Below are 25,188 nucleotides of genomic sequence, written 5' to 3' on the forward strand. Positions count from 1 at the left end.
AAACCGGATCAGGCGGTGCGTAACCCGACGCCATGACGGCGGCCGAGATCAATCAGGATGGAAAGAGAACCGGTGACAAGAGCGGGCATGCATCACACCAGCCCGCGCTTGGCCATCATCGCTTCCGGTGAAGGCATCTTGCCGCGGAAGGCGGTGTAGAGTTCTTCGGGGTCCTTCGAGCCGCCGGCGGCGTAGATATTCTTGCGCAGCCGCTCGGCCAGCGCCGGGTTGAAGGGATCGCCTGTTTCCTCGAAGGCGGCGAAAGCATCGGCGTCAAGCACTTCCGACCACATGTAGGAGTAATAGCCGGCAGAATAGCCATCGCCGGCAAAGATATGGCCGAAATGCGGGGTGCGGTGACGCATGGCGATGGTGTCGGGCATATTGAGCTTTTCGAGCGTTTCGGCTTCGAAACGAAGCGGCTGGTCCGGCGCATCCGGGCGGGCGTGATAGGCCATGTCGACCAACGCCGAGGCGGTGAACTCGACCGTGGCGAAACCGGCGCCGAAGGTGCGCGCCGCCAGCATTTTGTCGAGCAGCGCCTTTGGCATCGGCTTGCCGGTCTTGACATGCAGCGCATGTTTTTCCAGCACCGCCGGTACCGTCAGCCAGTGCTCGTAAAGCTGCGAAGGCAGTTCGACGAAATCGCGGCTGACCGAGGTGCCAGCGACCGACGGCCAAGTGACGTCGGTCAGCATGCCGTGCAGGGCATGACCGAATTCGTGGAACAGCGTCTTGGCTTCATCGACCGACAGCAAGGCGGCCTCGCCGGCCGGCGGCCTGGCGAAGTTCATGATGTTGTAGATGACCGGCTTCGAGCCAGGGCCAAGCCTATAACCAGATTTCAGCGCGCTCATCCAGGCGCCGGAGCGCTTCGAGGGCCGCGCGAAATAATCGGCGAGGAACAGGCCGCGCTCGCTGCCGTCGGCATTCTTCACCACGAAAACACGTGCGTCCGGATGCCAGGTGGCAATGCCCTTCTTTTCTTCGAAAGAAATGCCGAACAATCGTGTTGCCACGTCGAAACAGGCGTCGATGATGCGGTCGAGCTGCAGATACGGCTTCAGCTCGGCCTCGTCGAAGGCGAATTTCTCGGCGCGCAGCTTCTCCTGATAGAAGCGCCAGTCCCAGGCGGCGAATTTCTCGTTGCTGCCGGCCTCGGCCGCCAGCCGCTGCAATTCGGCCTGGTCGCCTGCGGCCTTTTCCACCGCCTTTTCCCAGACCGGATCGAGCAGCGTGTGCACCGCCTCCGGCGTCTTGGCCATGGTATCGTCGAGCTTCAATGCGGCGTAGGAAGGATAGCCGAGCAGCTTCGCCTTCTCGGCGCGCAGGCGCAGCATGTCGCGCACTACTTCCGTGTTGTCGGTGGCGCCGCCATTCTGACCACGCATGATGAAGGCGCGGAACGCCGTCTCGCGCAGATCGCGGCGTTCTGAGAAGGTCGAGAACGGCTCGTAGATCGAACGCGACAGAGTGACGGCGTAGCGGCCCTTCTGGCCGCGCATCTCGGCGGCTTCCGCCATCGAGCTTTTCAGGAATTCCGGCAGGCCGGCAAGGTCGGCCTCGTCGAGGAACAACGCCCAGTCGCGCTCGTCGGCAAGCACGTTCTGGCCGAAATTGGTGCCGAGCGAGGACAATTCCTCGTTGATCAAGGCCAGCCGCTTCTTGCCTTCGGCGTCGAGCCTGGCGCCGGAGCGGACGAAGTTTTTCCAGGTCTTTTCCAAGACCCGCAGCGTTTCGGCATCGAGCTTCAAAGCCTCGCGGCGCTGATAGAGATCGTCGATGCGGGCAAACAGTCGCTCATTCATCGAAATCGCCGAGAAGTGCCGCGACATCTTCGGCGAGATGTCGCGCTCCAGCGCCTGGATCGCCTCATTGGTGTGGGCGCCGGCGCGGCACCAGAAGATCGAGGAGACACGGTCGAGCACCTCGCCGGCAAGCTCGAGCGAGGCAAGCGTGTTTTCGATCGTCGGCGTCCCGGTGTTGCCGGCAATCGCTCCGATCTCGGCCTCATGCGCCTTCAGGGCCGCGTCGAAGACCGGAGAAAAATCGCCGTCTCCGATGCGTGTGAAATCGGGCAGGCCGAGCGGCCCTTGCCATGCGGTCAGCGGATGGGCGGCGAGGTCGACGGTGGACGGCATGGGCAAACTTTCGCTGAGTGGCGGGAGAAGATGGATCGCCACCGATGTAAGGCGCCGGCCGGTTGCGCGCAACAGCGGGTCCCGTTCATGGTTCCGTCAGTAGCTGTCGCAGTTTTCGGCGATCGCGGCCTGCGAACTGGCGGTGATCTGGTCGTTGGCGACCGCAAAGGTCTCCTGCATCAGCATGTCGTTGCTGGGAAAATCATAGCAGGCGATGACAGTGGTGACGCCGCCCTCCGATTTCTCGATCCGATGGCGGATTTCGGCCCCGGCGACGGCGCCTTGCCACTCGGCGATCGAGGCGATGAATTCCTGCTTGCTTTGCACTACGCCGAGGTCGTCGAGCTTGATGCGGACGTTGTCGGCAAGCAGGTCCGACAATTCGGTGCGGTCGCCGATCAGCAGTGCCGAATACCAGCGGTCTATGATCGCGCTATCGTCGGCACGGGCGACATTTGCCGAGCAAAGCAGTGCCGCCGCCGCGAACGCGAACCGAGCTCGCATCATGCCTCGTCTCCTACTCCGTCTCCGGCCGCTCGAAATCGCCGGTTTCCTTGTTCATCACCCAAAGCTCGCCGGTCGAAATATCGAACCAGGCACCGTGCAGCGACAGTCGCCCCTTGCCTTCGAGGATCGAGACGCAAGGGAAGGTACGCAGATTGGCGATGGAATAGCGGATCGAGATGCGCTCCAATGCCGTCTGGCGCTCGGTCGCGGTCATGAAGGTGCTCGACGATACGGTCTCGGCCGCGGGCGCGATCAGGCTCATCCACTTGCCGATGAAATCGCCCGGCGACAAGGGTGCGGCCGTGGTGTCGAGTGCCGCGCGGATGCCGCCGCAGCGGCCGTGGCCCATCACCACGATGTTCTTGACCTTGAGGCTCTGCACCGCAAATTCGAGCGCCGCCGATGTCGAGTGGAACTGATCGTCTGGCGCATAGGGCGGCACCAGATTGCCGACATTGCGCAGCACGAACAGCTCGCCCGGCCCGGCATCGAAGATCGCTTCGGGCGCGGCCCGCGAATCGCAGCAGGCGACGATCATCGTTTCCGGTGCCTGGCCCTCTCGCGCCAGCGAGCGATAACGGCCGCTTTCGGTGAGATAGCGGCCGCTCATGAAACTGCGGTAGCCGGTGAGAAGATGCTCGGGAAGATGGGGCATGGGCAGCGGTGGGAGCCTTTCCGGGTTAAAGGCACGGTTCAATCCCGAAAGGCTCTAGCGCATCGGCCCGAAAATCGGAACCGATTTTCGGAAAGCGGAATGGCGTGGTTTCGACGTACCAGCCCGTGTTTTGACACGGGTGAACGAACGCCGCCATTAATCGGCCTCAGAACCGCAGATTGGCGGTTCGACTATTCCGCGATGTCCAGCAGGGTCGATATCAGCAGCCGGCGCTCTTCGGGGGAGAGAATGTCCGAACCGAACAGGTTCATGCTGCGAAGCCCTTCGATGGCGAGATAGCAGACCAGCAGCGCCTTGAGGTTCGGCGTCTCCTGCTTCAGCCGCTCGAACAGCTGCCGCCTGAACGATTTTATCGGCGTCAGGAAATCGGGATCCTCGGCAATCGCCGAAAATATCCAGGATGCCGACGGTTTCGATTCCTCGGCATGCTCGGCCGAAAGCTTGATATAAGTTGCAAGCGGGCTTTCGCCGTTGACGCCGGCCGTGCGGGCGGACTCCAGCGCCTGCTCGAAGGCGCGCAGGTAATCCTCCACCAGCGCCTGCATCAATTTCGCCTTGGTTGGGAAATTGTAGAGAAGACCACCCTTCGACACGCCGGCACGGCTGGCGACCGCATCCAGCGACAGGCTGCCAGGACCCGTCTCGCGCGCCACGGCGGCGGCGGCGGCGAGGATCTTCTCGCGCGAATTTGCTCTGCGGGCCTTCATCAAGCGTTCCCCATTCATTAGCTTAGGCGGAATTGACAAGACCGTCCAGACGGTACAGTAAGATCGCCGTCATTTGAAATTGGGACCAGGCACAGGTATGTGTTCCGGTCATCCGACCGTTATGCTGGGCCGTGGCCGAGGGACTGTTCGTGATCAAGCGCTTCATCATCGCCTTCATTCTGCTCGTGCTGGTGTGCGGCGGCATCGTCGGCTTCAACCTGTTTCGCGACAATGCGATCAAACAGTTCTTCGCCACCATGAAGCCGCCGGCCGCGACCGTGTCGACGGTCATCGTCAAACCGATGTCCTGGACGCCCGGCATCGAGGCGATCGGCACTGTCAGTGCCGTACGGGGCGTCGACCTCACCGTCGAAACCGCGGGCATCGTCAAGGACATCCTGTTCCATGCCAATCAAAAGGTCGCCGCCAACGCCGTGCTGCTGCAGCTCGACGATGAAGTCGAGCGGGCCGACCTCGTGGCATCGAAAGCGCAAGCCACATCCGACCAGACGACGCTGATGCGCGCTCTTGAGCTGCAGAAGCGCGGGGTCGGCACCGACGCTACGCTCGACACGGCGCAGGCAGCAGCATCGGTCTCCGCCGCGCAGGTAAACAAGCTGCAAGCGGTGCTCGACCAAAAGCAGTTGACGGCCCCCTTCAAGGGTACCGTCGGTATTCCGAAAATCGACCTTGGCCAGTATCTCACACCTGGCACCGCTGTGGTGACCTTGCAGGACATGGATACGATGCGTGTCGATTTCACCGTGCCGGAGCAGCAGCTTCCGCAGCTGAAGATCGGACAGACGGTGCGGTTGGGCGTCGGCGGCGGCGACATGCCGTTCACCGGCAGCATCCGCGGCATCGATCCGAAGATCGACCCGACCAGCCGGCTGGTGACGGTAAGGGCGGAGGTCGGCAATCCCGAAGGCAAGCTGACGCCCGGCCAGTTCGTTCAGGTGCGCGTCGAACTGCCCGAGGAGAACGACGTGCTGGCGCTGCCGCAGACGGCGCTGACTTCCAGCCTGTACGGCGACTTCGTCTTCGTGGTGCGCCCGGCCAAATCCGCCGAAGCCAACGGCGCGGCGCCCGAGGCAAAGCCGGGAGAAAAGCCGGCTGCAGATGCTGCCAAGCCCGCAGCCGAGGCACCCGCGGCAAAACCCGACGAAAAGGCGGCCGCTACCCCAGCCAAACCGGCAGCGGAAGGCAAGCCGGCAGCGGAAGAACAGAAGCCGCAGCTCGTGCTAGCCCAGGTGTTCGTCAAGCCAGGCCGCCGCAACGCCGGCCTGGTCGAGATTCTGGAGGGCATCGCGCCCGGCGACGAAGTCGTTACCGCCGGCCAGAACCGGCTCTCCAACGGCATGTCCGTTGCCGTCGACAACACGATCGATCCGAGCAAGCCAGGGAACCAGCAGGCAGCCCAGCAATGAGCTTTTCCGACCTCTTCATTCGCCGCCCGGTCCTTTCGACCGTGCTTGCCTGCATGATCCTGCTTCTGGGTTTTCAGGGCATCTTCAACCTTTCGATCCGGCAGTATCCAGAGGTTGAAGAAACGGCCATCACCATCACCACGGCCTATCCCGGCGCCAGCGCCGACCTGATCCAGGGGTTCATTTCCGCGCCGATCGCGCGTGCCGTCGCGTCGACCGAAAACATCGATTATGTGACATCGGCGAGCCGGCCGTCATCCAGCACCGTGACAGTGCAGATGAAACTCGGCTCCGACCCCGACGTCGCGCTGAACGAAGTCTTGTCGAAGGTGCAGAGCGTTCGCGGCGATCTGCCGGACGAAACCAAAGATCCGGTGATCGTCAAGGGCACCGGCCAGCAGTTCGCGATGATGTACATCTCGATGCAGAATCCGAACATGACGCCGGAACAGCTCACCGAATATATCGAGCGCGTCGTGCGGCCGCGTATCTCGACGGTCGAAGGCGTCGCCGACGTGCAGATTTTCGGCGCCGCCGAATATTCGATGCGTGTCTGGATCGACCCGATCAAACTGGCGGCGCACGGCGTGACGGCGGCGGAAGTGCTGACCGCCATCAACGAATCGAATTTCCTCTCGGCGCCCGGCGATACCGAAAACGAATATGTGGCTTCCTCGATCACGGTTCGCTCGACCCTGCAGACGCCGGAGGCTTTCGCTGCCCTTCCGCTCCGCTCGAAAGACGGCAATGTCGTGAGACTGCGCGACGTGGCCCGCGTCGAGCTCGCCGCGGCGAGCACCGACACCAGGGTCACCTTCAACGGCAAGCCCGGCATCTTTCTCGCCATCTTTCCGACGCCGGCCGCCAATCCGCTGACCACGGCGTCGGCAATCCACAAGATTGTGCCGACCATCCAGGAGACGCTGCCGCAAGGCATGACGATGGAGATCGTCTACGATTCAACCGAGCAGATCAGTGCGTCGATCGAGGAGGTGTTCAAGACCATCGGCGAGGCGGTCGCCATCGTCATCGTTGTTATCCTGCTCTTCCTCGGCTCGTTCCGCTCGGTGCTGATGCCGATCGTGACCATTCCGCTGTCGTTGATCGGCGTCTGTTTCCTACTGTTTTCTTTGGGTTATTCGATCAATCTTTTGTCATTGCTGGCCATGGTGCTGGCGATCGGCCTCGTCGTCGACGATGCCATCGTGGTGGTGGAAAACATCCACCGCCACATGGAGGAAGACGGCTTGTCGCCGATGCAGGCGGCGTTCAACGGCATGCGCGAGATCTCGTCCGCCGTCGTCGCCATGACGATAACATTGGCCGCCGTGTTCGCGCCGCTGGCCTTCACCGGCGGCCTGACAGGCGCACTGTTTCGCGAATTCGCGGTGACGCTTGCCGGCTCGGTGGTGCTTTCGGGTGTCGTTGCCCTAACCGTCACGCCGATGATGTCGGCACGCATCCTGAGGGCCGGCTCGCACAGCCGCTTCCAGCGCATTGTCGACAACACGTTCGGGCGCGTCGAACACCTCTATGAGCGGCTGGTCAGCGGCTCGCTGAAATATCGCCCGGTGACGCTGATGATCGTCATCGCACTGGTCGCCACGACCGGCTTCATGTTCACCAAGACCGCGAGCGAACTGGCGCCGGAAGAAGACCAGGGCTTCTTACTGTCTATCGTGAACGCGCCGCGCTATGCGACGTCGGACTACACCGAGACCTACGTGAACCAAATTCTCGGGCTGGTGAATGATATCCCCGAAACCAGGGCGCGGTTCTCCGCCGTCGCGTTCCAAGGCCCGACGAACAGCGCTTTCGTCGGCTTTGCGTTCAAGGACTGGGCCGAGCGCGCGCGCAGCTCGAAGGAACTTCAGGAAGACATCACTGCCCGCCTTGCCAAGGTGGCGGGCGTCAAGGCTTTCGTCTTCGCGCCGCCGACGCTGCCCGGCTCCGGCGGTGGCCTGCCGATCACGATGGTAGTGCGCTCGACCGGCGAGGCCTCCGAAGTCTACGAGGCGGCGGAAAATATCAAGAACAAGGCGCAGGCCTCCGGCCGCTTCCTCGCCGTGGAGAATTCGATGTCCTACGACGCGCCGCAAGTGACGGTGACGATCGACCGCGACCGCGCCGCGGCACTCAACCTGCCGATCGCCGACATCGGCCGGACGCTGACGCTTCTGGTCGGTGGTGCCGAGGTGGCGCAATTCGACCGCGAATCCAACAGCTACGACATCATCCCGCAGGTGCCACAGCAATTCCGCGACAATCCCGAAAAACTGGGCGAGTATTTCGTGCGCAGCGTCTCAGGCGAGATGGTGCCGCTTTCGGCGGTGGTGAAGATCTCGACCAACGCGTCGCCGGCCGCCATCGAGCAGTTCAACCAGTTGAACTCCGCCACGATTTCCGCTCTGCCATTGCCCACCGTCACCACCGGTGACGGGCTGAGGACCATCGAGGACATCGCTAGGGAAAGCCTGCCCGACACCTTCTTCATCGACTACACCGGTCAATCGCGCCAGGAGAAGGAACAGGGCTACACGATCATCATCGCCTTCGCGGCGGCGGTGCTCGTCATCTATCTGGTGCTGGCGGCGCAATTCGAAAGTTTCCGCGATCCGCTGATCATCATGATGGCGGTGCCGCTGTCGATCTTCGGCGCGATCGTGCCGCTTAATGTCGGGCTCGGCACGCTCAACATCTACACCCAGGTCGGCTTGATCACGCTGATTGGCCTGATCACCAAGCACGGCATCCTTCTGGTCGAGTTCGCCAACCAGCAGCGTGAAATGCACGGCATGCGGCGGCGCGATGCGATCATCGCCTCGGCCAGGGTGCGGCTGCGGCCGATCCTGATGACGACGGCGGCGATGGCGCTCGGCGTGGTGCCGCTGATCATCTCCAGCGGCGCGGGTGCCGCGGCACGCTATTCGATGGGCCTGGTGATCTTCACCGGTATCCTGGTCGGAACCATGTTCACGCTGTTCGTGGTGCCGATGTTCTACACCTTTATCGCCAGCAAGGACCTGCCGCATCACGCCGAAAAGCCGGATCCGAAGCTGATGCCGGTAATGCCGGATTAGATTGTACTAACATTGTACAATAAAAAGACCGGATTTCCGGCCTTTTTTGAGAGCGACGAGAGCAGTATCGCTCACTTGACGATGACGATGCGGGTGTTGGCCGGGCCGAAGACCTCGACGAGCTGGTAGAAATCGGCGGCGTTGTCCGGATGCAGACGCACGCAGCCATGCGAGGCTGGCTGGCCGAGGCGCTTGATGACGCTTGTCGCATGTACGGCGTAGCCGCCGCTGAAGAAGACCGAATGCGGCATCGGGGCGTTGTCGTATTTCTTCGAGTACCACATTTCATGCATGCGGGTCGGCTTGAACGAACCGGTCGGCGTGACGTGCGTCCTGTCGCCGGTCGAAACTTTCCAGGCGAATGTCGGCCGGCCGTCGACCAGGATTTCCATGGTCTGCTGCGATAGCGACACACGCGCGACGATCTTGTTGGCGGCGTGGGCTGCGCCGTTGCCGGCACCGAAAAGCAAGGCAGTACCGGTGATGACGGCGGCGGCGATGTTGATGAGCTTGGCGGAAATGGCAGTGTACATGATGTCTCCCCTATTCTGCCGGTCGGGGCCGGCTCAATTCGATGACCGGCTTATCGGGGCGTCGTGTTTCAAGCCGATTTCGCTAGATGCTCGTTTGTGTTTCGATTCTGTTTCCCCTGACAGAAAAGGTCCGTGCAAAGCAGCTTGCAGTTGCACGACGTCGTTATGACGGTGGCGTGTTTGCCTAGGCGGATCGGCCAAACCGCGGCGCGAATACGCGATTGTCTTTCGTTTGATAGGAATTCACCTGACTCCGAAACCGAGCTGCAACAAAGCGCAGCCTCGGCGGCATGATCCGGATACAGCGAACAGGCAAAGTTGACCTAACGAAAACAGCGGTCAACGAACGATCGGAAGCCAACACTGTTTTCGCGACGGTCTGGATTGGTCTGGACAGTTTCCAGCCTGCGCGTCGACCGGCTCAAGCCCCTCTGGCGGGGGCGGCTTAGGGCCGTTGAGGATGCGCGGCGCCTCCGGCAACTTGCAGCCGAGAGGACCGAAGGCCCGCGCCGCAACGGGGGGCTCCGCTGGCGGCGCGGGCGCTTCGGGGGTTCCCCTGAAGTGCCCGTAAATTCCAATTTTGAGGAACGAACAGGATGAAAACGAAATTCGCGGCTTCCGTGCTTTCCGCCCTGCTTTATGTCCAGGGCCTGCTCGGCATTGCCGGCCTCGCCACCGTGCTGCTGAAGGAACGTGCCCATGCCGGCGAGGTCAGCACGAACAGTGACATGCTGTCCGGCCCGTCGCTTCTCGTGGTGCGCTGAAGAGCATCGGACCCCAAAGTGGAAACCGGTTTTGGGAAAATCGATGCTCAAGACAAAAGGGTGGCCGTCCTGCCTTCAATCGGTGAATTGCGTGGGCGGATCGAACCGGTAGCCCGCACCCCGTATGGTGGTGATGGTTTCGGTATCGAGCTTGCGGCGCAGCCGCACGATGCGCGAATCGATCGACCGATCGAAGGCTTCGGCATTTTCGGCGGGCGCGGCGGCGATGATGTCGTCCCGCGTCAGCACCTTGCGCGGGCTGGCCAGGAACAGCCTGAGCAGCGCCACCTGCCCGGGGGACAGCTGTTCTTCCGTGCCCGAGCGGTGCATGACGATGGCCGATCGGAGATCGACCGTCGCGTTCTCCAGCACGATCAGTTCCCCGGCGCTCCTGCCGCGCCGAGCCAGAAGGCCGCCTACGCGAGCGGCAAGCTCCCTGACATTGAGCGGGCTTTCGACGACATCGGCGGCGCCGAGTTCGAGCGCCAGAACCTTGTCGACCAGATCGGCCGGGCGGCAGATCAGGATGAAATCCGGTCCACCTTCGCCGCCATGTCGCCTGAGCAGGTCGCGCCCCTCTGCCTGGCTGACGCTGTCGCCGACAACCACGACATCGATACCCTTTTCCGAAAGCAGCGATTCGGCCTCCCACGGCTGTCGCGCCGCGCGGACGTCATGACCGCGCCGCTCGAGATGATCGGCGAGATCGGTCGCAATTACTTCAGCGACGGAAACAAGCGCGATAACGGATCGTGCAGCCATGTTTTTCTACCCCGCATACGGCAACCCAAGAAGAGTGCTGGACATCATGTTTATACCCAATCTACTTTCCGCTGAAAGCGGGAGCGAAAGCATCGTGCGGGCACGAATTGTTATTGTCGAGGACGAGCCCGACCTGAGGGATGCGGTCGCCGAGTATCTCGGCGCCAGCGGCTATGATGTGGCCACGGCCGAAAGTGCGGCGGCGGCGCGCGACCTTTTGAAAACCCAGTCCTTCCATCTGGCCATTCTCGACATCGCCATGCCGGGCGAGGACGGCCTGTCGCTCGGCCGCTGGATGCGGTCGAAAATGCCGATCGGCATCATCTATGCGACGGCGGCCGGTACCGCGCTGGACCGCATCGTCGGACTGGAGCTCGGCGCTGACGACTACATCGTCAAGCCTTACGAATTGCGCGAAGTGCTGGCCAGGGTGCGCAGCGTGCTGCGCCGCGTTCCGGAGCCGACGGAGCCACAAAAGGCCAAGGCTGAAACATCCGGCCGCCGGTCCGTGAGCTTCGGACCCTTTCACGCCGATCTCGACGGCAGGCTCGTCACCGGCGCCAACGGCGCGGTCATCGACATGGCCAAGAGCGAGTTCGACGTGCTGGAGGTGTTCCTGACGCGCGCCAACCGGCTGTTGACGCGGGCGGCGATCTCCGAGGCGATCGGTTTCGTCGAGGACCCGGAGTCGTCCCGCGCCGTCGACATCCGCATCATGCGGCTGAGAAAGAAGATCGAGGCGGATCCGGCCAATCCGAAATTCCTGCGCACGGTGCGCGGCGAAGGCTATATCTTCTCACTGCCAGTCGGGGAGAACAACTAAGGCCCGGCGGCTTGAGCAAGCCACGGCCAGGAAATGACGGCTGACCATGACGGCTGAAACAACACGCGCGGACATGCAGGGCGCCAGGCAGGGCGCGGCGATGGTGGCCGTGCATGTGGTTCGCCGGCTGCGCGAAGCCGGCGATTGGCAGCGCGAGATGGAAGGTATTCTCCAAACGCTTTGCGAAGCCATGGATTGTCACCGCGGCATCCTGTTTCGCCTGCGCGAACTGCCCGGCCAGGGCTTCGCCCAGTCGGTCGCCGCTTATTGGATCGCCCCCCGGTTTGGCGGCGAACTGGCGTCACCGACCGTCATCATGCAGTCGGTCGTCGATTCGGACCCATTGCTGGAACGGCTGGCGGAGGACGAGCGTCAAGGCAAGATCTTCGCCGGGCACACACGCGATCTCGAAGGCTTTCTGCGGACCGATTTCGAAAAGCAGAACATCAAGTCATTCCTGTCGGTGTCGGTCTTTTCGCACGGCAATTTGTGGGGCACGCTGGCGGTCAACGACTGCATCCACGAACGCGAATGGACCGACCAGGAAGAGGCGGCGCTGCACATGGTGGCACTCGCCATCGGCGATGCCATCGAACGGTCGCCCTCCGACGCGCATGCCAGCGACGTCATTCGCCGCACCATGCTGCAGGCCTCTCTCGACGCCATCATCGTCATCGACGAGACCGGCTCGATCATCGAATTCAATCCGGCCGCCGAGAAGATGTTCGGCTATCGGCGCAGCGATATCCTCGGCAAGGACCTGCTCGATACGGTCGTGCCGGAATATTACCGCAAGGGCTATGCGTCGGGTGCCGAATACATGTCGGGCCGCGGCGCGCCGATGGTCGGCCAACGGCTTGAAACGGTCACCCAGAATGCCGCCGGCGAGGTTTTTCCGATCGAGCTGACGGCAACCGAGATGCGGGTCGCCGATCGCCAGCTGATCTTCGGCTCCATCCGCGACCTGCGCGACAGATTGCGGGCCGAGGAGGAAATCAACCGCCAGCGCGAAAAACTGCACCAGAACGAGAAGATGGCGGCAATGGGCTCGCTGCTTGCCGGCGTTTCGCACGAGCTCAACAATCCGCTGGCCGTGGTTGTCGCCCAGTCGACGCTGCTGCACGAATTCGCCGCCGATCCCCAGACCAAGGTGCGCGCCGAAAAGGTGCGCGCCGCTGCCGAGCGCTGCGGCCGTATCGTCAAGAGCTTCCTGTCGATGGTCCGCCTGCACCCGGCCGCACAAGCCGAAACCGACCTCAACCAGGTGATCCGCGCCGCACTCGAAGTGACCGCCTATGGTGCACGGTCGAGCGGCATCATCATCGACACCGATTTCGCCGGCGGCCCGTTGCTGGCCATGGCCGATGCCGATCACGTGACGCAGGTGGCCGCCAACTTCCTCATCAACAGCCAGCACGCCTTGGCCGGCGTTGCCGGCGACCGCAGGATCAAGGTCCGGACGTTTCGCAGCGACCGCGGCAATCCCGGATTCTCGGTCGAGGACAACGGGCCAGGCGTGCCGGAAGCGATACGCTCACGCATATTCGAATCCTATTTCACCACCAAGCCGGTCGGTGTCGGTACCGGCATCGGCCTGTCGATCTCGAAATCGATCATCGAGCGGCACAATGGCAATATCTGGTTCGAGGAGGTTTCGCCGAGAGGTGTGCGTTTTGTCGTGCAGCTGCCGGCGATCGCTGCCGGCGCGGCCGCCGCCGGCGAAGCTCCGTCGCGGTCCAGCGGCTTGCGTCACGCGCTGATCATAGACGATGAGCCGGATGTCGCCGCGTCGCTGTCCGATATTCTGGAGCTGATGGGCATCAAGTCGCGGGTCGTGCCGGCCTGGATCTCGGCCGCCGCGACGCTGAGCGGCCATGTGCCGCCGGACATCGTGTTTTCCGATTTGCGCATGCCCGGCAGCAGCGGCATAGCCGCCTATCGCGAGCTACTCGCCGAAATGCCGGGTCTGGCGCGGCGCTTCGTGCTTGTCACCGGCGATCTGATCGGCGCGAAAGGCGAGATCGAAGCGCTGCCGGCGCAGCAGCGACCGCCGATCCTCGAAAAACCGTTCAGCACGCTGGATGTGCGCGGCGTGCTCTCGGCCATTGCCGAGCAGGCCGCTCTGGGCGGCTAGACTCCGCGATCTCGCCCCGGAAGAAAAAGGCTCCCGGCCGACATTGCGGCGGGAGCCTGACTGGAGTGCTGGAGGGCGCTCGCAAAAAAATCAAAAAACGTTCGGCGTATCAGCCAACGGGGCGGTATTGGCGATCATGCGGACCGGTCGTGCCTTGCCCGACTGGGCAGCGATGACACGCAGGCAATCCAGGCTCTCGGCGCCCCAGGCCTGCCCCTTGCAGGCAAAATCGATCTCCGGCATCGGCAGGCGCGCCGTCTTGGTGGTGGTTGTCGCGCCATCGATGAGGTTGGCCGGCGGGTTCAGTGAGGCGAAGGCCGGACCGACGGTCGGCGTCAACGCCATGCCGGCAAATGCGGCAGCCGCCAGCAGCATGAACATCGCCATCGGATGATCACTGGCGCGCTGGCGCAGCGCCAGCTTCGGGCGTCGGTCGTTACGCTGGGGACCCTGCTGGCGAAGGTCGGTATCGGTGATCTGGATTTTCGTACGCATCGTCGTTTCCTTCGGTCTTCTTCTTTTCCCTGTTGAAACGAACTTAATCGCACCTTGTAACCGGCTAACGGTGATGGATTAACGATTGTGTAACCGGCATGAAACCAAGCCCGCGGCCATTCCTGGGCAAACCGATCCGGCGTAGCTGGCAGCACCGGTGGCATTCTCGTTTTCCGCTACCCACGGCACCAGATCCACGTCGCCTTTCCAGGCCCACAGAGCGTCGGGCGCTCAACAAGCGTAAGGGGATTAACGTCTGGAATTCCCGGGATTTTCCCGGCTTCGATCGTTCGGACTGGGCTCTCGAATCCCGCTCGATTTCCCGTCAAGAATTCGCCCCGTTTTTCCAAGCCATTGCATTTCAACGGAAAATATGCTTTTATTGAACGATCATTCAATAAATGAAGAGCCTTTTATGAACCCGCATCTGCGTGACGTGGCAATCCCCAACGATTGGGATCGGCGGGGGCTGCCGGGCTGGAGCTATCATTCCGACGCCTTGTTCGAACTCGAGAAAGAGCACGTCTTCCGCAACCATTGGCAGATCGCCGGCCATGTCTGCGACGTGCCGAACGCCGGCGACTATCTCACGATGGATGTGGTCGGCGAGCGGGCGCTGATCGTGCGCGGCAAGGATGGCGTTGTGCGCGCCTTCAACAATATGTGCCGCCACCGCGGCAGTCGCGTCGTTGCCGACAGCCAAGGCACTTGCAAGAATGCGCTGGTCTGCCCCTTTCATGGCTGGGTCTACAATCTCGACGGCACGCTGCGCGGTGCTGCCCGCCCCCGTTCCTTCCCCGACCTCGACAAGACCGATTTCGGCCTGATGCCGCTCGAGCTCGAAATCTGGATGGGCTTCATCTTCATCCGTTTCCGCAAGGGTGGGCCGCAGCCATCGGTGGCCGAGCTGTTGAAGCCGATCGAAGCCGAGATTGCCCATTACGGCGTCGCCGAGATGGTGCCGTCCTGGGGCATCTGGACCCAAAAGACGCCGGTCAACTGGAAGTCGGTGCGCGATGTCGACAATGAAGGCTACCACGTCGCCATGGCGCATCCGGCGCTGCAGGACCTTTACGGTGCGACCTATTTCGACGAGCCGTTCGTCAACGGCGTGTCGCGCTCGTTCGCCACCTACAATCCGCATGCCGGACGGCGCTGGAGCGTCGCGCAGTACATCAAGCTCGCACCCGAGGCGAAGCACCTGCCGGAACACCTGCGCAAGGCCTGGATCTACTACGGCATCTTCCCGAACAACGTGCTGTCGATCATGCCGGAATCGGTGCAGTTCTATCAGGAATTTCCGCTGTCGACGGGTGAGACGCTGCTGCGCGGCGCCATCTACCGCTATCGCGACGAGACCAGGGAACAGGCGGCAGCCCGCTACCTATCCTACCGCATCGACCGCGACACGCTGGCCGAGGACGTGCAGCTTTCGATATGGTCCAACGAATCCATGCTGTCCGAAGCCTTCGGAGGTTTTTACCTCTCCGATCTCGAATATGGCGTGCGCACCCACCACGACCATTTGCGTAAGCAAGTTCCCGTGCTCGGATTGGAGACCGCGCCCGAGGAGAAGGATATGTGGGCACTCAACGAGGCGCTCAGATCACGCTCCTGACGCCCCCGGTCCTCAGGCCCAAATGGCGACCGGAATGCCGAAACGATCGGCGAGCGGCGGATCCGGAAACGGCATTGCCTCGCCTCTGACGATGCGTCCGGCAACCACCATCATCGCCGCGGCATCGAGGAAATCGTCGGCGGCCGCGCCGCGCGGCGGCGTCTGGTCGAGAAAATCCTGGCTATAACCATGCCGGGCAAGCAGCGCCTTGCGTTCGGCCATGCCGGCCGGATTGATGTTGCCCCTGATCTTCTTTGGCAGGCGCATCGCCCGGTCGCCGTTCAGTTTGCAGAAGGCAACTTCCGGATGCGATTCGAACACGCGGCTGCGTAGTTCGGGGCGCGCGATCAGCAGCGAATCGATCTCACGGATCTTGGCGAAGATGCCGAAGGCCTGGATCGAGACACCGCGCGGCGGATCTGAGGTCGTCTTGGCTACCTCACTTGCCTTGCGATGTGCGGCGTACCAGGCGTCGACCGTGGTGAAGGCTTCGATCTCCGCGTAGAGCGCGGCGCGGGAGGGGGTGGCAAAGACACTGGACTGCCGGGCCCCAAGCAGCGGCCGCACCAGCGCCTCCGGGCCGCGACCGCCTCTTTGGGAGAAATCGGGCAGGCCGATTGGCATATCGACCGCTACCAACGAGTCGGCGGGCAGTCGGTCGAGCAACGCCGCGAAGCTTGGGAAAACGGCTGTCGACGGTGCCGCACCGGGATCGCGGCGGACGGCTATCCAGCCGGCCTTGCAACCGTCGACGCCGACAAGCACAACACCCCAGGGCATAACATCGTCGGGCGCAACGTCCTTGGGCGCACCATCCTGGGGCACGGCGTCTTCGGCCTGCGTCACGCCCGGCGGTCCCGTTCCGGATGCAGGAGATGGCGAAGCTGCACCATCGCCATCGGGTGCGACAGGCTCTGGGCATCGGTCTCGAGCTGCAACTCGTCGCCGCCGCGCTTGGCGGTCCGCGCCAGGATCTCGTAGACCGCCGCCGTGGTCGATTGCAGCGCCTTGGCGGCCGCCTGGCCGGACAGGATCCGCGCCAGGTAGACGGCCGCCGTTAGGTCGCCGAGCCCATTCGGCGGCTTGTCGATGAGCCGGTGTTCGGCAAGCAGTGCCTCTCTGCCGGCGAGCAGTAAATTGCCGGTGCCGCCGGCCATCATCGCCGGCGCCGATGTGACCAGCATGGCCGGTGGGCCAGCCTGCAGGGCTGCAGCCATTGCCGATTTCAAGTCGGGCAGCGGCGCTCCGGCCATCCATTCCAGCTCGTAGCGGTTGGGCGTGGCGATATCGGCGATCGGCATCAGCCGGTCGCGCATGGCGATTGCGGTCGGCTCAGGTACGTAGAGCCCGCCCGAATCGCCCATCACCGGATCGCAGATATAGAGGGCGTCCGGCGTCTTCGCCTTCACTGCGCCGACCAGCGAAGCGACGGCTTCGGCCTGGCCAGCCTCGCCGAGATAGCCGGACAGCACGGCGCCGACCTCGCCCAGCCACGGCGCGCGCTCGAGGTCGGCCATCAGCGCCTTGAACTGGTCCAGCGGCGGCACGATGCGGGTGGCCCGGCCATGGCCCGGATGCCAGGGCAGGATGACGGTCGGTACCGCCCAAACCGGAAAGCCGAGCGTCTCCAGCGCAAAGACGGCGGCACGGTTGCCGACCGAGCCACGGGCGACATGGCTGGAGACGACGATGACCGCGCGCGGCGCCTCGGTTTTTTCGGCACTCATTGATTTTCCTAACTGCCCCTGGTGACGAAAAACACGAGCCAGATCAACAGGCCGATGGCAATAAGCAAGCCCGCTGCCCGACCGATGCGGGTGCCCCAATATTCGATCGGGTCCGACCGGTCGGCATCGGCCGCGGTGACGTGGTCGCGCGCGCCTTTAGTGGTTCGTGCAAGGAACGAGGTGCCCCCCGGGTCGGTCTCGCGCGCCACCCGTTCGATGATGCGGCGCGATTCCGCGTCGCTGTCGTGGCGTTTCGCCATGGTGATGTCCCGTTTTATGCCGAGCTTAACCCGTTCGCCTCGTCTGTCACAGGGCCCGACGGCGAATGGCAGAAACCAGTAACACTTCTCGGCCGAAGTCATTTTCTTACGCAAGGATTGTGCTAATGCTTCGCCTGCCAATGCTATCGAGGGGACTTATCATGCTTGCCCAGCGCCTTTCTTCGCCGCCAATCTTCCGTAATTTAGCTGCGTTCCTGGTTATGGCCGTCATGCTGCCGCTGCTTGCCGGCTGCGGCTACAACACCATTCCAACAGCTGAGGAAAACGCCAAGGCCGCATGGAGCGAGGTGTTGAATCACTACCAGCGCCGCGCCGATCTCATCCCCAATCTGGTCAACACGGTCAAGGGCTACGCGGCGCACGAGAAGGACACGCTCGATGCCGTGGTCGAAGCGCGCGCCAAGGCGACGCAGGTGACCGTGACGCCGGAAACGCTGAACAATCCGGAAGCCTTCAAGAAATTCCAGGACAGCCAGGCCGGCCTGACCAGCGCGCTGTCGCGCCTGCTGGCGGTGGTGGAGAACTATCCCGATCTCAAGGCCAACCAGAACTTTCTGGCGCTGCAAGCACAACTCGAAGGCACCGAGAACCGGATCACGGTCGCCCGCCGCGACTATATCCAGGCAGTGAGAGAGTACAATCTGACGCTGAGGACCTTCCCGTCGGTGATCTGGGCGACCTTGTGGTTCCGCGGCAACCAGCCGTTTGCGAATTTCACCATCGAGGAGGATAAGATGCAGCCGCCGAAGGTCGATTTCGGCACGCAGCAGGGCGGGTGAAGAACAGCCGGTGAGCGTGGTCCCTATTGGCCTTGCACTCCGTAGCGCCCCCCTCTGCCCTACCGGGCATCTCCCCCTCAAGGGGGGAGATTGGCAGCTTTGGCCTCACCGCCCATCCTGCAACGTTGGAGATTGGCGAAAACAGCCGTGACAGCCGATCTCCCCCCTTGAGGGGGAGATGTCCGGCAGGACAGAGGGGGGCGCGACAGAACGCCAGCCTGGCCTTCCTGCTCGTCTTCCAAAGCCTTCTCCTCCTCCCTCTCATCGCCTTCGCCGCCGACCTGCCAACCCTCACCGGACGGGTCGTCGACAATGCCGGCATCATCGATGCCGCGACCAAGGCGGCGCTGACGCGGAGGCTTGCCGAGTTCGAGACCAAAGGGTCCGACCAGATCGTCGTCGCGACCATCCCCAGCCTCGACGGCGAGGAGATCGAGCCTTACGCCAACCGGCTGTTCCGCGCCTGGAAACTGGGCCAGGCGAAGGAGAACAACGGCGTCCTGCTTCTGGTGGCGCCGAACGATCGCAAGATGCGCATCGAAGTCGGCTATGGGCTGGAAGGCACGCTGACCGACCTGCACACCAAGCTGATCATCGAAAACGACATGGTGCCGGCCTTCCGTGCCGGCGATTTCTCAGGCGGCATCAGCAAGGCCGTCGACGACATGATCATGGTGCTGGAAGGCAATCCCGAAGAACTGGAGGCGCGCGGCGAACGCAACCAGCAGCCGCCGTTCAACAGCGACGATCTGTTCTTCACGATTTTCATAGCCATCTGGGCAATCATCTTTTTCGGCGGCCTCGCAGCCTCCATCCTGCCGCCGATCTTCGGCCAGAAGATCGGTCCCGGCCGCTATCGCTGGCTGGGCATGACCTTCGAGCCAAACCGGCGGTCGTCCGGCGGCTGGTCGGGAGGTTCCGGCGGGGGATGGTCGTCGGGTTCAAGCGGTGGCGGGTTTTCCGGCGGCGGCGGTTCGTCCGGCGGCGGCGGCTCCTCGGGAAGTTGGTGACGAGATGACAAGACACGCCATCAGCCCGGTGGAATCCGGCCGTTTCATCAAAATAATCGGCACCGCACTGTTGGCCATGGCGGTGCTGCTGGTCGGCTTCGCGGCCTTCGCCGCCGCACTGCCGGCGCTGACCGGACGGGTCGTCGACAATGCCGGCATCATCGATGCCGCGACCGAGGCGGCGCTGACGCGGAGGCTTGCCGAGTTCGAGACCAAAGGGTCCGACCAGATCGTCGTCGCGACCGTCCCCAGCCTCGACGGCGAGGAGATCGAGCCTTACGCCAACCGGCTGTTCCGCGCCTGGAAACTGGGCCAGGCGAAGGAGAACAACGGCGTCCTGCTTCTGGTGGCGCCGAACGATCGCAAGATGCGCATCGAAGTCGGCTATGGGCTGGAAGGCACGCTGACCGACCTGCACACCAAGCTGATCATCGAAAACGACATGGTGCCGGCCTTCCGTGCCGGCGATTTCTCAGGCGGCATCAGCAAGGCCGTCGACGACATGATCATGGTGCTGGAAGGCAATCCCGAAGAACTGGAGGCGCGCGGCGAACGCAATCCGGCGAATGACAATCCTGTCGATCCCATCTTCATGCTGTTCATTGTCTTGTGGGCGACGATGTTCTTCGGCGGCTTGGCAATGGCGTTCCTGCCGCCGATCTTCGGCACGAAACTGTCGCCGGGCGTGTACAAGTGGCTGGGCATGACGTTCCGCTACGGCCGTGGGCCAGCTTCGTCATCCTCCGGTGGCGGTGGCTGGACGTCGGGGACCTCGTCCGGCAGTGGCTGGTCGTCTGGAAGTTCCGGCAGCGGTTGGTCGTCCGGAAGTTCGGGCGGCGGGTTTTCAGGCGGCGGCGGTTCGTCCGGCGGCGGCGGTTCTTCAGGAAGCTGGTGAGACATCAATCATGGCAACACGACCGATCAGCCCCGAGGATCATGAGCACATCGCCGGTGCGATCCGCGCTGCCGAATCAAAGACCGACGGCGAGATCTACTGCGTCGTGGCGTATGCCAGCGACGGCTATTTCTTCCCGGCCGCCTTCATGGCGACGCTCGGCATGCTCGTCGCCAGCCTCGCCGTCGGTTATGGGCTGGAAGCCTGGTGGCTGTCGATCCGCTTGCCGCATTTCGTCATCGCCGAGCTTCTGGCGCTTGCCAGTGTGCTCATCCTGTTGTGGGCATTGCCGGCATTGCGCATCCATTTGGTGCCGAGGCGGCTGCGCTACCAGGCCGCCCACGCCAATGCGATGAAGCAGTTCCTCGCCCGCAACGTCCACCGCACCACGGCGCGCACTGGCGTGCTGGTGTTCGTCTCGATTGCCGAGCGCTACGCCGAGGTGGTCGCCGACAGCGGGATCGATTCTCGTGTCGGCCAGCATGTCTGGGACGGTGTCGTCCGCGACCTTACGGCGCATGCCGGCGACGATCGGCTTGCCGAGGGGTTCGTCAAGGCGATCCAAGCAGTCGGTGCGGTACTGGCCGAGCATTTTCCGGTCTCGACCGGCGACAGCAACGAACTGGACGACCATCTGGTCGAGATTTGATCTCGCCAAAAGCGGTTTCGCAGCGTCTCAAGGACGCACCGTCCGGCTGTGTGAAAGCATCGCGGCGGTTGACCGGACTCTTGCAATCGGGCGCAGCGGGTTTATGGTTAACCAATCATGAATACGCTGAGCATCGACATCAGGAAAGCCGAACCGCGCGATGCAGCCGCCATCGCCGACGTGCATCTCGAGGCCTGGCGCGGCGCCTATTCGGGCATCATCCCGCACCGCACGCTGACATCGATGATCAACCGCCGCGGCGCCGACTGGTGGGCGAATGCCATTCGCCGCGCTGCCACCGTCCTGGTCGTCGAAATCGGCGGCAAAATTGCCGGCTATGCGACGATCGGCAAGAACCGCGCCCGCGAACTCAGGCAGCAGGGCGAGATCTACGAACTTTACCTGCGGCCGGAATATCAAGGCATCGGGCTCGGCAGCCGGCTGTTCTCGGCCGCGCGGGCACGGCTGGCCGACCATGGCCTGAAAGGCATGGTGGTCTGGGCGCTGGAAGACAATCAGAACGCACTTGCCTTCTATGCCGGCGCCGGTGGCCGCGATGTCGCCGAAGGCGTCGAGATATTCGAGCAGAAGGCGCTGAAGAAGGTCGCTTTCGTCTGGGAATGACGGCCAGCGTATGATCCGGCCGGTTTTCGGTTCGGACGATCTCCCCGTACCATTCGCCGCATTGCACCATTCGCCGTCGCCCGCTATCGATCTCCAATCGAGAGAGGGATAAAGCGATGCGTATCGAAGCGATTGCCAGCGGAAAGAACCCGCCCGAGGACGTTAACGTCATTATCGAGGTGCCGATCGGCGGCGAGCCGATCAAGTACGAGATGGACAAGGAGGCCGGCACGCTGTTCGTCGACCGCTTTCTGCACACCTCGATGCGCTATCCCGGCAATTACGGTTTCGTACCACACACGCTATCGGGCGACGGCGACCCGATCGACGTGCTAGTCTGCAACACGCGCGCGCTGGTGCCAGGCTGCGTTATCAATGTGCGGCCGATCGGCGTGCTGGTGATGGAGGACAATGCCGGCCAGGACGAGAAGGTGATCGCGGTGCCTTCACCCAAGCTGACCTTGCGTTACGAGGACGTCCACGAATACACGCAATTGCCTGACATTACCCGCCAGCAAGTGCAGCATTTCTTCGAGCACTACAAGGATCTCGAACCCGGCAAATGGGTCAAGATCGAAGGCTGGTACGATGCGGCCTATGCCAAGAAGATGATCGTCGAGGCAATCGAGCGGGCCAGGCGCAAGTAATTATCGGGCGCAAATAATCAGTTGTCGACGCGGCCGAAAGCGGGCGCGTCGCCAAGCACCTCACGCTTGTCCTTGCCGCAGGCGAAGGTGCGTGCCTTCTCGTCGGCAAGCTTGCGCGCCTGATCGTTGGCGGCGGGATTGCCGGTGGCGAGCACAAGGCCGATCGTGCAGCCTTCGTGGGCGTCAGGCTGGGCAACCTTGGCGACGATCAGCACTTCCGTCGACTTGTTCCCGCCCTCGGTATCGCTGATCGAGCGACGTTGAATGACGGCGAACGGAATGGTAGTTTTGCCGTTGGTTTCGATCCGCCACTCGACTTTGGGTCCAGCCGAATTGAGGCCCGAAAAGCTTTCCCAGACAGTGGTCATATCGCCGGGTGGAAAGCCGTAGAACAGCGATTCCCGCGCGTCGTCGTAGGAAACCAGCACCGGGTAGCCGCGATAGCCCGAACAGGCGAGATCGGCCCAGTCGCCGTCGCCTTCTTCCGCTTGGGCATAGATGACGCAGTCCTTCTCCCAATCGAGATCGGTATAGACGCTGGATATGTCGCCGGCCCGGGCCGCCTGGCAGAAACCGGCGAGGGCAAGCGGGATCAAGAGAGCGCGCATGGCGGAACAACTCAGTTCGGGGGGCGCAGCGTACCGTCAAATTTAGCAGCAGCCTAGAGGAAGTCAGGCTGCGCACAGTGGTCTGGTAAAACGGACCACTATTTCTTCAAGCTTGCCTCTATGAGAAGATCGGCGTTGCGGGCCACCGACTGCGCCGGTCCGCCGGCACCGAACAACTGACCGCTAATATAGGCGCCCTCGATCAGCAGCAGCAGCCCGTCGCCCAGCGTCTCGGCGTCGCCGGCGCCCATCGCCGCCGCCATGGCACGCAGGCGGCGGCGCAATTCCTGCTTGTTGGCCTCGCTCACGACGCGGGCCGGATGGCCATGTTCGGGATATTCGACCGCGGCATTGGTCATGCCGCAGCCACGATAATCGGGCCTTTGCGTACGCTTGCCGACACGCGTCAGGAAGGCGACGATCTGCGCGCGCGGATCGCCCGGATGGGCATTCACCGCCTCGTCGAAGCGCTCCCAGAATTCGAGGTCATAGTGCCGAAGGTAGGATGCGGCCAGCTCGTCCTTGGACGGAAAGCTGCGGTAGAGGCTGGGCTTGGTGACGCCGGCACGCCGCACGATCTCGTCGACGCCGATCGCCCTGATGCCTTGCCGGTAGAACAGATCGCGCGCCACCTGGAGAATCCGTTCGGCGGCGCGAGGCGGCGGTGCGTCATTGGCCTTGATCGTTGGTTCAATGCTTTTCATGCCTGGTCTGCCGATTAGCTGGTTGACAATGTTACCGGTCGGTACGTATGTTTCGCGCTCCTGCAACGTACCGGTCAGTAACATGATAACTCAATCCCGCCCGTTTGGCCAGCGCTACGCTTTCGTCGTGGTCGCCGTCATCTTCCTCTGCCTGCTGATCGCAGCGGGCCTGCGTTCGGCGCCGGCAGTCATGATGCTGCCGCTGGAGAACAGTTTCGGCTGGCGGCGCGACGTGGTGTCGCTGGCGGCGGCCACCGGCATCTTCCTCTATGGCCTGACCGGGCCGTTTGCCGCGGCGTTGATGGAGCGGATCGGGCTGCGCCGCACCTTGCTTGCCGCGCTGCTGTTGATGTCGGGATCGACCGCGCTCAGCCTGTTGATGACCAAACCGTGGCATCTGCTCCTCACCTGGGGCGTGTTTTCCGGCGTCAGCTCGGGCGCCGTCGCCACCGTGCTCGGCGCGACCATCGTCAACCGCTGGTTCAAGACCAATCGCGGCTTGGTGATGGGACTGATGTCGGCGTCCAGTGCCACCGGGCTGCTGGTCTTCCTGCCGCTGCTCGCCTCGCTCGCCCAGTCGGGCGGCTGGAGGCCGGTTGTCATCGCGGTCTCGGTTGCCACCGCCTGCCTGCTGCCGCTGGTCTGGCTGCTGGTGCCGGAGCGGCCGGCCTCCATCGGCATGGTGCGCTATGGCGCCGAGCTCGACGACGTGCCGCCGTCACCACCTGCCGCGCAAGGCAATTTCCTCGCGCATACGATGAGCACGCTGCGCCGCGCCGCCGGCACGCGCGTCTTCTGGTATCTGTTCGCCACTTTCTTCGTCTGCGGCTTCACCACCAACGGGTTGGTCGGCACGCACCTGATCGCCTTTTGCGGCGACATGGGCATAGGCGAAGTGCAAGCCGCCGGCCTGCTGTCGATGATGGGCATCTTCGATCTTATCGGCACGACGCTGTCGGGCTGGCTCACCGACCGTTTCGACCCGCGCAAGCTGCTCGGCGTCTATTACGGTATTCGCGGCCTGTCGCTGATCTATCTGCCCTATTCCGGCTTTTCGGCAACCAGCCTGATCATCTTCGCCGTGTTTTACGGACTGGACTGGATCGCCACGGTGCCGCCGACGCTCAGGCTTTCCAACGAGGCGTTCGGCGACCGCAGCGGACCGATCGTCTTCGGCTGGATCGTCGCCGGCCATCAGGTTGGCGCCGCGACAGCGGCCTTCTTCGGCGGCACCATGCGCGAGCTGCAAGGCAATTACGAGCTTGCCTTCCTGATCGCCGGTATGACGGCAATAGCCGCCGCCTGCATCTCGCTGCTGATCAATACCACCCGCCCGGCGTTTGATCCGGAACCGCAGGCGGCATAGGGCGCAATCGGCCGTGCTAATCTCCCCCTTGAGGGGGAGATGGCCGCGAAGCGGCCAGAGGGGGTCGGTCCGACTGGGCTCGGCCCCTTATCGCCGATGCAGGAGGCCGGCGCTCCGCGCGAGACGACCCCCTTCTGTCGCCTTCGGCGACATCTCCCCCTCAACGAGGGAGATTCGCCAGCCTGTTCACTGTTATCAAACCTTCATCGTTTCGAAATGTGCCTGAAACAT

25 protein-coding genes are annotated in these 25,188 nt (G+C 63.0%); 13 read left to right on the plus strand and 12 right to left on the minus strand.

Annotated features, from left to right (window positions below; translation table 11 throughout):
* Positions 1 to 92 precede the first annotated feature (92 nt).
* The 4 genes from NKJ20_RS04785 to NKJ20_RS04800 form a co-directional block, all read right to left on the minus strand.
* Positions 93 to 2,147 carry a M3 family metallopeptidase gene (locus NKJ20_RS04785; protein WP_352743004.1) on the minus strand — a complete coding sequence of 685 codons (2,055 nt, stop codon included), beginning with the start codon at positions 2,145 to 2,147 and terminating at the stop codon, positions 93 to 95.
* Between the two features lie 90 nt (positions 2,148 to 2,237).
* Positions 2,238 to 2,645: a nuclear transport factor 2 family protein gene (locus tag NKJ20_RS04790; protein WP_352743005.1), complete on the minus strand. Its 408-nt coding sequence runs from the start codon at positions 2,643 to 2,645 to the stop codon at positions 2,238 to 2,240.
* A 13-nt stretch (positions 2,646 to 2,658) separates the two neighbouring features.
* Entirely contained in the window at positions 2,659 to 3,303 is a 645-nt protein-coding gene (locus tag NKJ20_RS04795) for a carbonic anhydrase (protein WP_352451260.1), read from the minus strand.
* A 191-nt stretch (positions 3,304 to 3,494) separates the two neighbouring features.
* On the minus strand, positions 3,495 to 4,031 hold the full coding sequence (locus NKJ20_RS04800; RefSeq protein WP_352742846.1) for a TetR/AcrR family transcriptional regulator: 537 nt from the start codon (positions 4,029 to 4,031) through the stop codon (positions 3,495 to 3,497).
* A gap of 149 nt (positions 4,032 to 4,180) precedes the next feature.
* Here NKJ20_RS04800 and NKJ20_RS04805 point away from each other — a divergent pair, with 149 nt between their 5' ends.
* Both NKJ20_RS04805 and NKJ20_RS04810 read left to right on the plus strand, forming a co-directional pair.
* Positions 4,181 to 5,458, plus strand: a complete 1,278-nt coding sequence (locus tag NKJ20_RS04805) for an efflux RND transporter periplasmic adaptor subunit (protein ID WP_502894784.1) — start codon at positions 4,181 to 4,183, stop codon at positions 5,456 to 5,458.
* Positions 5,455 to 8,538, plus strand: coding sequence for an efflux RND transporter permease subunit (locus NKJ20_RS04810; RefSeq protein ID WP_352451257.1), 3,084 nt, complete (start codon positions 5,455 to 5,457; stop codon positions 8,536 to 8,538). Before NKJ20_RS04805 ends, NKJ20_RS04810 begins: the two co-directional genes overlap by 4 nt.
* 71 nt (positions 8,539 to 8,609) lie before the next feature.
* Here the strand turns inward: NKJ20_RS04810 and NKJ20_RS04815 are convergent, their stop codons facing one another.
* Positions 8,610 to 9,071, minus strand: coding sequence for a L,D-transpeptidase (locus NKJ20_RS04815; RefSeq protein WP_352681846.1), 462 nt, complete (start codon positions 9,069 to 9,071; stop codon positions 8,610 to 8,612).
* 596 nt (positions 9,072 to 9,667) lie between these two features.
* On the opposite strand from NKJ20_RS04815, the gene NKJ20_RS04820 reads away from it, so the two are divergent.
* A complete protein-coding gene (locus tag NKJ20_RS04820) occupies positions 9,668 to 9,835 on the plus strand; it encodes a hypothetical protein (protein ID WP_352451255.1) in 168 nt (55 codons plus the stop codon).
* A 75-nt stretch (positions 9,836 to 9,910) separates the two neighbouring features.
* Here the strand turns inward: NKJ20_RS04820 and NKJ20_RS04825 are convergent, their stop codons facing one another.
* A complete protein-coding gene (locus tag NKJ20_RS04825) occupies positions 9,911 to 10,597 on the minus strand; it encodes a response regulator transcription factor (protein ID WP_023678149.1) in 687 nt (228 codons plus the stop codon).
* Positions 10,598 to 10,643: 46 nt separating this feature from the next.
* Here NKJ20_RS04825 and NKJ20_RS04830 point away from each other — a divergent pair, with 46 nt between their 5' ends.
* On the plus strand, positions 10,644 to 11,420 hold the full coding sequence (locus NKJ20_RS04830; protein WP_352681923.1) for a response regulator: 777 nt from the start codon (positions 10,644 to 10,646) through the stop codon (positions 11,418 to 11,420).
* A gap of 46 nt (positions 11,421 to 11,466) precedes the next feature.
* Complete coding sequence (locus tag NKJ20_RS04835; RefSeq protein ID WP_352681844.1) at positions 11,467 to 13,554, plus strand: PAS domain S-box protein; 2,088 nt, start codon at positions 11,467 to 11,469, stop codon at positions 13,552 to 13,554.
* 90 nt (positions 13,555 to 13,644) lie between these two features.
* On the opposite strand, the gene NKJ20_RS04840 is transcribed toward NKJ20_RS04835, so the two are convergent.
* The gene (locus NKJ20_RS04840) at positions 13,645 to 14,049 is read right to left on the minus strand and encodes a hypothetical protein (protein WP_352681843.1); all 405 of its coding nucleotides are present in this window, start codon (positions 14,047 to 14,049) and stop codon (positions 13,645 to 13,647) included.
* A 415-nt stretch (positions 14,050 to 14,464) separates the two neighbouring features.
* On the opposite strand from NKJ20_RS04840, the gene NKJ20_RS04845 reads away from it, so the two are divergent.
* A complete protein-coding gene (locus tag NKJ20_RS04845; protein WP_352742848.1) occupies positions 14,465 to 15,667 on the plus strand; it encodes an aromatic ring-hydroxylating oxygenase subunit alpha in 1,203 nt (400 codons plus the stop codon).
* 12 nt (positions 15,668 to 15,679) lie between these two features.
* Here NKJ20_RS04845 and NKJ20_RS04850 read toward each other — a convergent pair whose 3' ends face one another.
* The 3 genes from NKJ20_RS04850 to NKJ20_RS04860 all read right to left on the minus strand — a co-directional run bounded on the left by NKJ20_RS04850 (position 15,680) and on the right by NKJ20_RS04860 (position 17,654).
* Complete coding sequence (locus NKJ20_RS04850) at positions 15,680 to 16,447, minus strand: DUF429 domain-containing protein (protein ID WP_352743007.1); 768 nt, start codon at positions 16,445 to 16,447, stop codon at positions 15,680 to 15,682.
* A 62-nt stretch (positions 16,448 to 16,509) separates the two neighbouring features.
* Positions 16,510 to 17,394 carry a pyridoxal kinase PdxY gene (pdxY, locus tag NKJ20_RS04855; protein ID WP_352742850.1) on the minus strand — a complete coding sequence of 295 codons (885 nt, stop codon included), beginning with the start codon at positions 17,392 to 17,394 and terminating at the stop codon, positions 16,510 to 16,512.
* An 8-nt stretch (positions 17,395 to 17,402) separates the two neighbouring features.
* The gene (locus tag NKJ20_RS04860; RefSeq protein ID WP_352742851.1) at positions 17,403 to 17,654 is read right to left on the minus strand and encodes a hypothetical protein; all 252 of its coding nucleotides are present in this window, start codon (positions 17,652 to 17,654) and stop codon (positions 17,403 to 17,405) included.
* Between the two features lie 161 nt (positions 17,655 to 17,815).
* Between NKJ20_RS04860 and NKJ20_RS04865 the strand changes: the two genes are divergently transcribed.
* The 6 genes from NKJ20_RS04865 to ppa all read left to right on the plus strand — a co-directional run bounded on the left by NKJ20_RS04865 (position 17,816) and on the right by ppa (position 22,279).
* Positions 17,816 to 18,454, plus strand: a complete 639-nt coding sequence (locus NKJ20_RS04865; protein WP_352742853.1) for a LemA family protein — start codon at positions 17,816 to 17,818, stop codon at positions 18,452 to 18,454.
* Between the two features lie 167 nt (positions 18,455 to 18,621).
* The gene (locus NKJ20_RS04870; RefSeq protein WP_352742855.1) at positions 18,622 to 19,464 is read left to right on the plus strand and encodes a TPM domain-containing protein; all 843 of its coding nucleotides are present in this window, start codon (positions 18,622 to 18,624) and stop codon (positions 19,462 to 19,464) included.
* A 76-nt stretch (positions 19,465 to 19,540) separates the two neighbouring features.
* Positions 19,541 to 20,359, plus strand: a complete 819-nt coding sequence (locus NKJ20_RS04875) for a TPM domain-containing protein (RefSeq protein WP_502902796.1) — start codon at positions 19,541 to 19,543, stop codon at positions 20,357 to 20,359.
* 10 nt (positions 20,360 to 20,369) lie between these two features.
* Positions 20,370 to 21,008 carry a TPM domain-containing protein gene (locus NKJ20_RS04880; protein ID WP_352742858.1) on the plus strand — a complete coding sequence of 213 codons (639 nt, stop codon included), beginning with the start codon at positions 20,370 to 20,372 and terminating at the stop codon, positions 21,006 to 21,008.
* Positions 21,009 to 21,125: 117 nt separating this feature from the next.
* Positions 21,126 to 21,632, plus strand: coding sequence for a GNAT family N-acetyltransferase (locus NKJ20_RS04885; protein ID WP_023678138.1), 507 nt, complete (start codon positions 21,126 to 21,128; stop codon positions 21,630 to 21,632).
* A gap of 116 nt (positions 21,633 to 21,748) precedes the next feature.
* The gene (gene ppa, locus NKJ20_RS04890) at positions 21,749 to 22,279 is read left to right on the plus strand and encodes an inorganic diphosphatase (protein WP_352451245.1); all 531 of its coding nucleotides are present in this window, start codon (positions 21,749 to 21,751) and stop codon (positions 22,277 to 22,279) included.
* A gap of 17 nt (positions 22,280 to 22,296) precedes the next feature.
* On the opposite strand, the gene NKJ20_RS04895 is transcribed toward ppa, so the two are convergent.
* A complete protein-coding gene (locus tag NKJ20_RS04895; protein ID WP_352742860.1) occupies positions 22,297 to 22,887 on the minus strand; it encodes a hypothetical protein in 591 nt (196 codons plus the stop codon).
* Positions 22,888 to 22,985: 98 nt separating this feature from the next.
* Positions 22,986 to 23,591 carry a TetR/AcrR family transcriptional regulator gene (locus NKJ20_RS04900; protein WP_292664336.1) on the minus strand — a complete coding sequence of 202 codons (606 nt, stop codon included), beginning with the start codon at positions 23,589 to 23,591 and terminating at the stop codon, positions 22,986 to 22,988.
* Positions 23,592 to 23,673: 82 nt separating this feature from the next.
* On the opposite strand from NKJ20_RS04900, the gene NKJ20_RS04905 reads away from it, so the two are divergent.
* Complete coding sequence (locus NKJ20_RS04905) at positions 23,674 to 24,957, plus strand: MFS transporter (RefSeq protein WP_352451243.1); 1,284 nt, start codon at positions 23,674 to 23,676, stop codon at positions 24,955 to 24,957.
* Positions 24,958 to 25,188: the final 231 nt, after the last annotated feature.

This window comes from Mesorhizobium sp. M0185, from assembly GCF_040322175.1.
Lineage (GTDB): Bacteria > Pseudomonadota > Alphaproteobacteria > Rhizobiales > Rhizobiaceae > Mesorhizobium.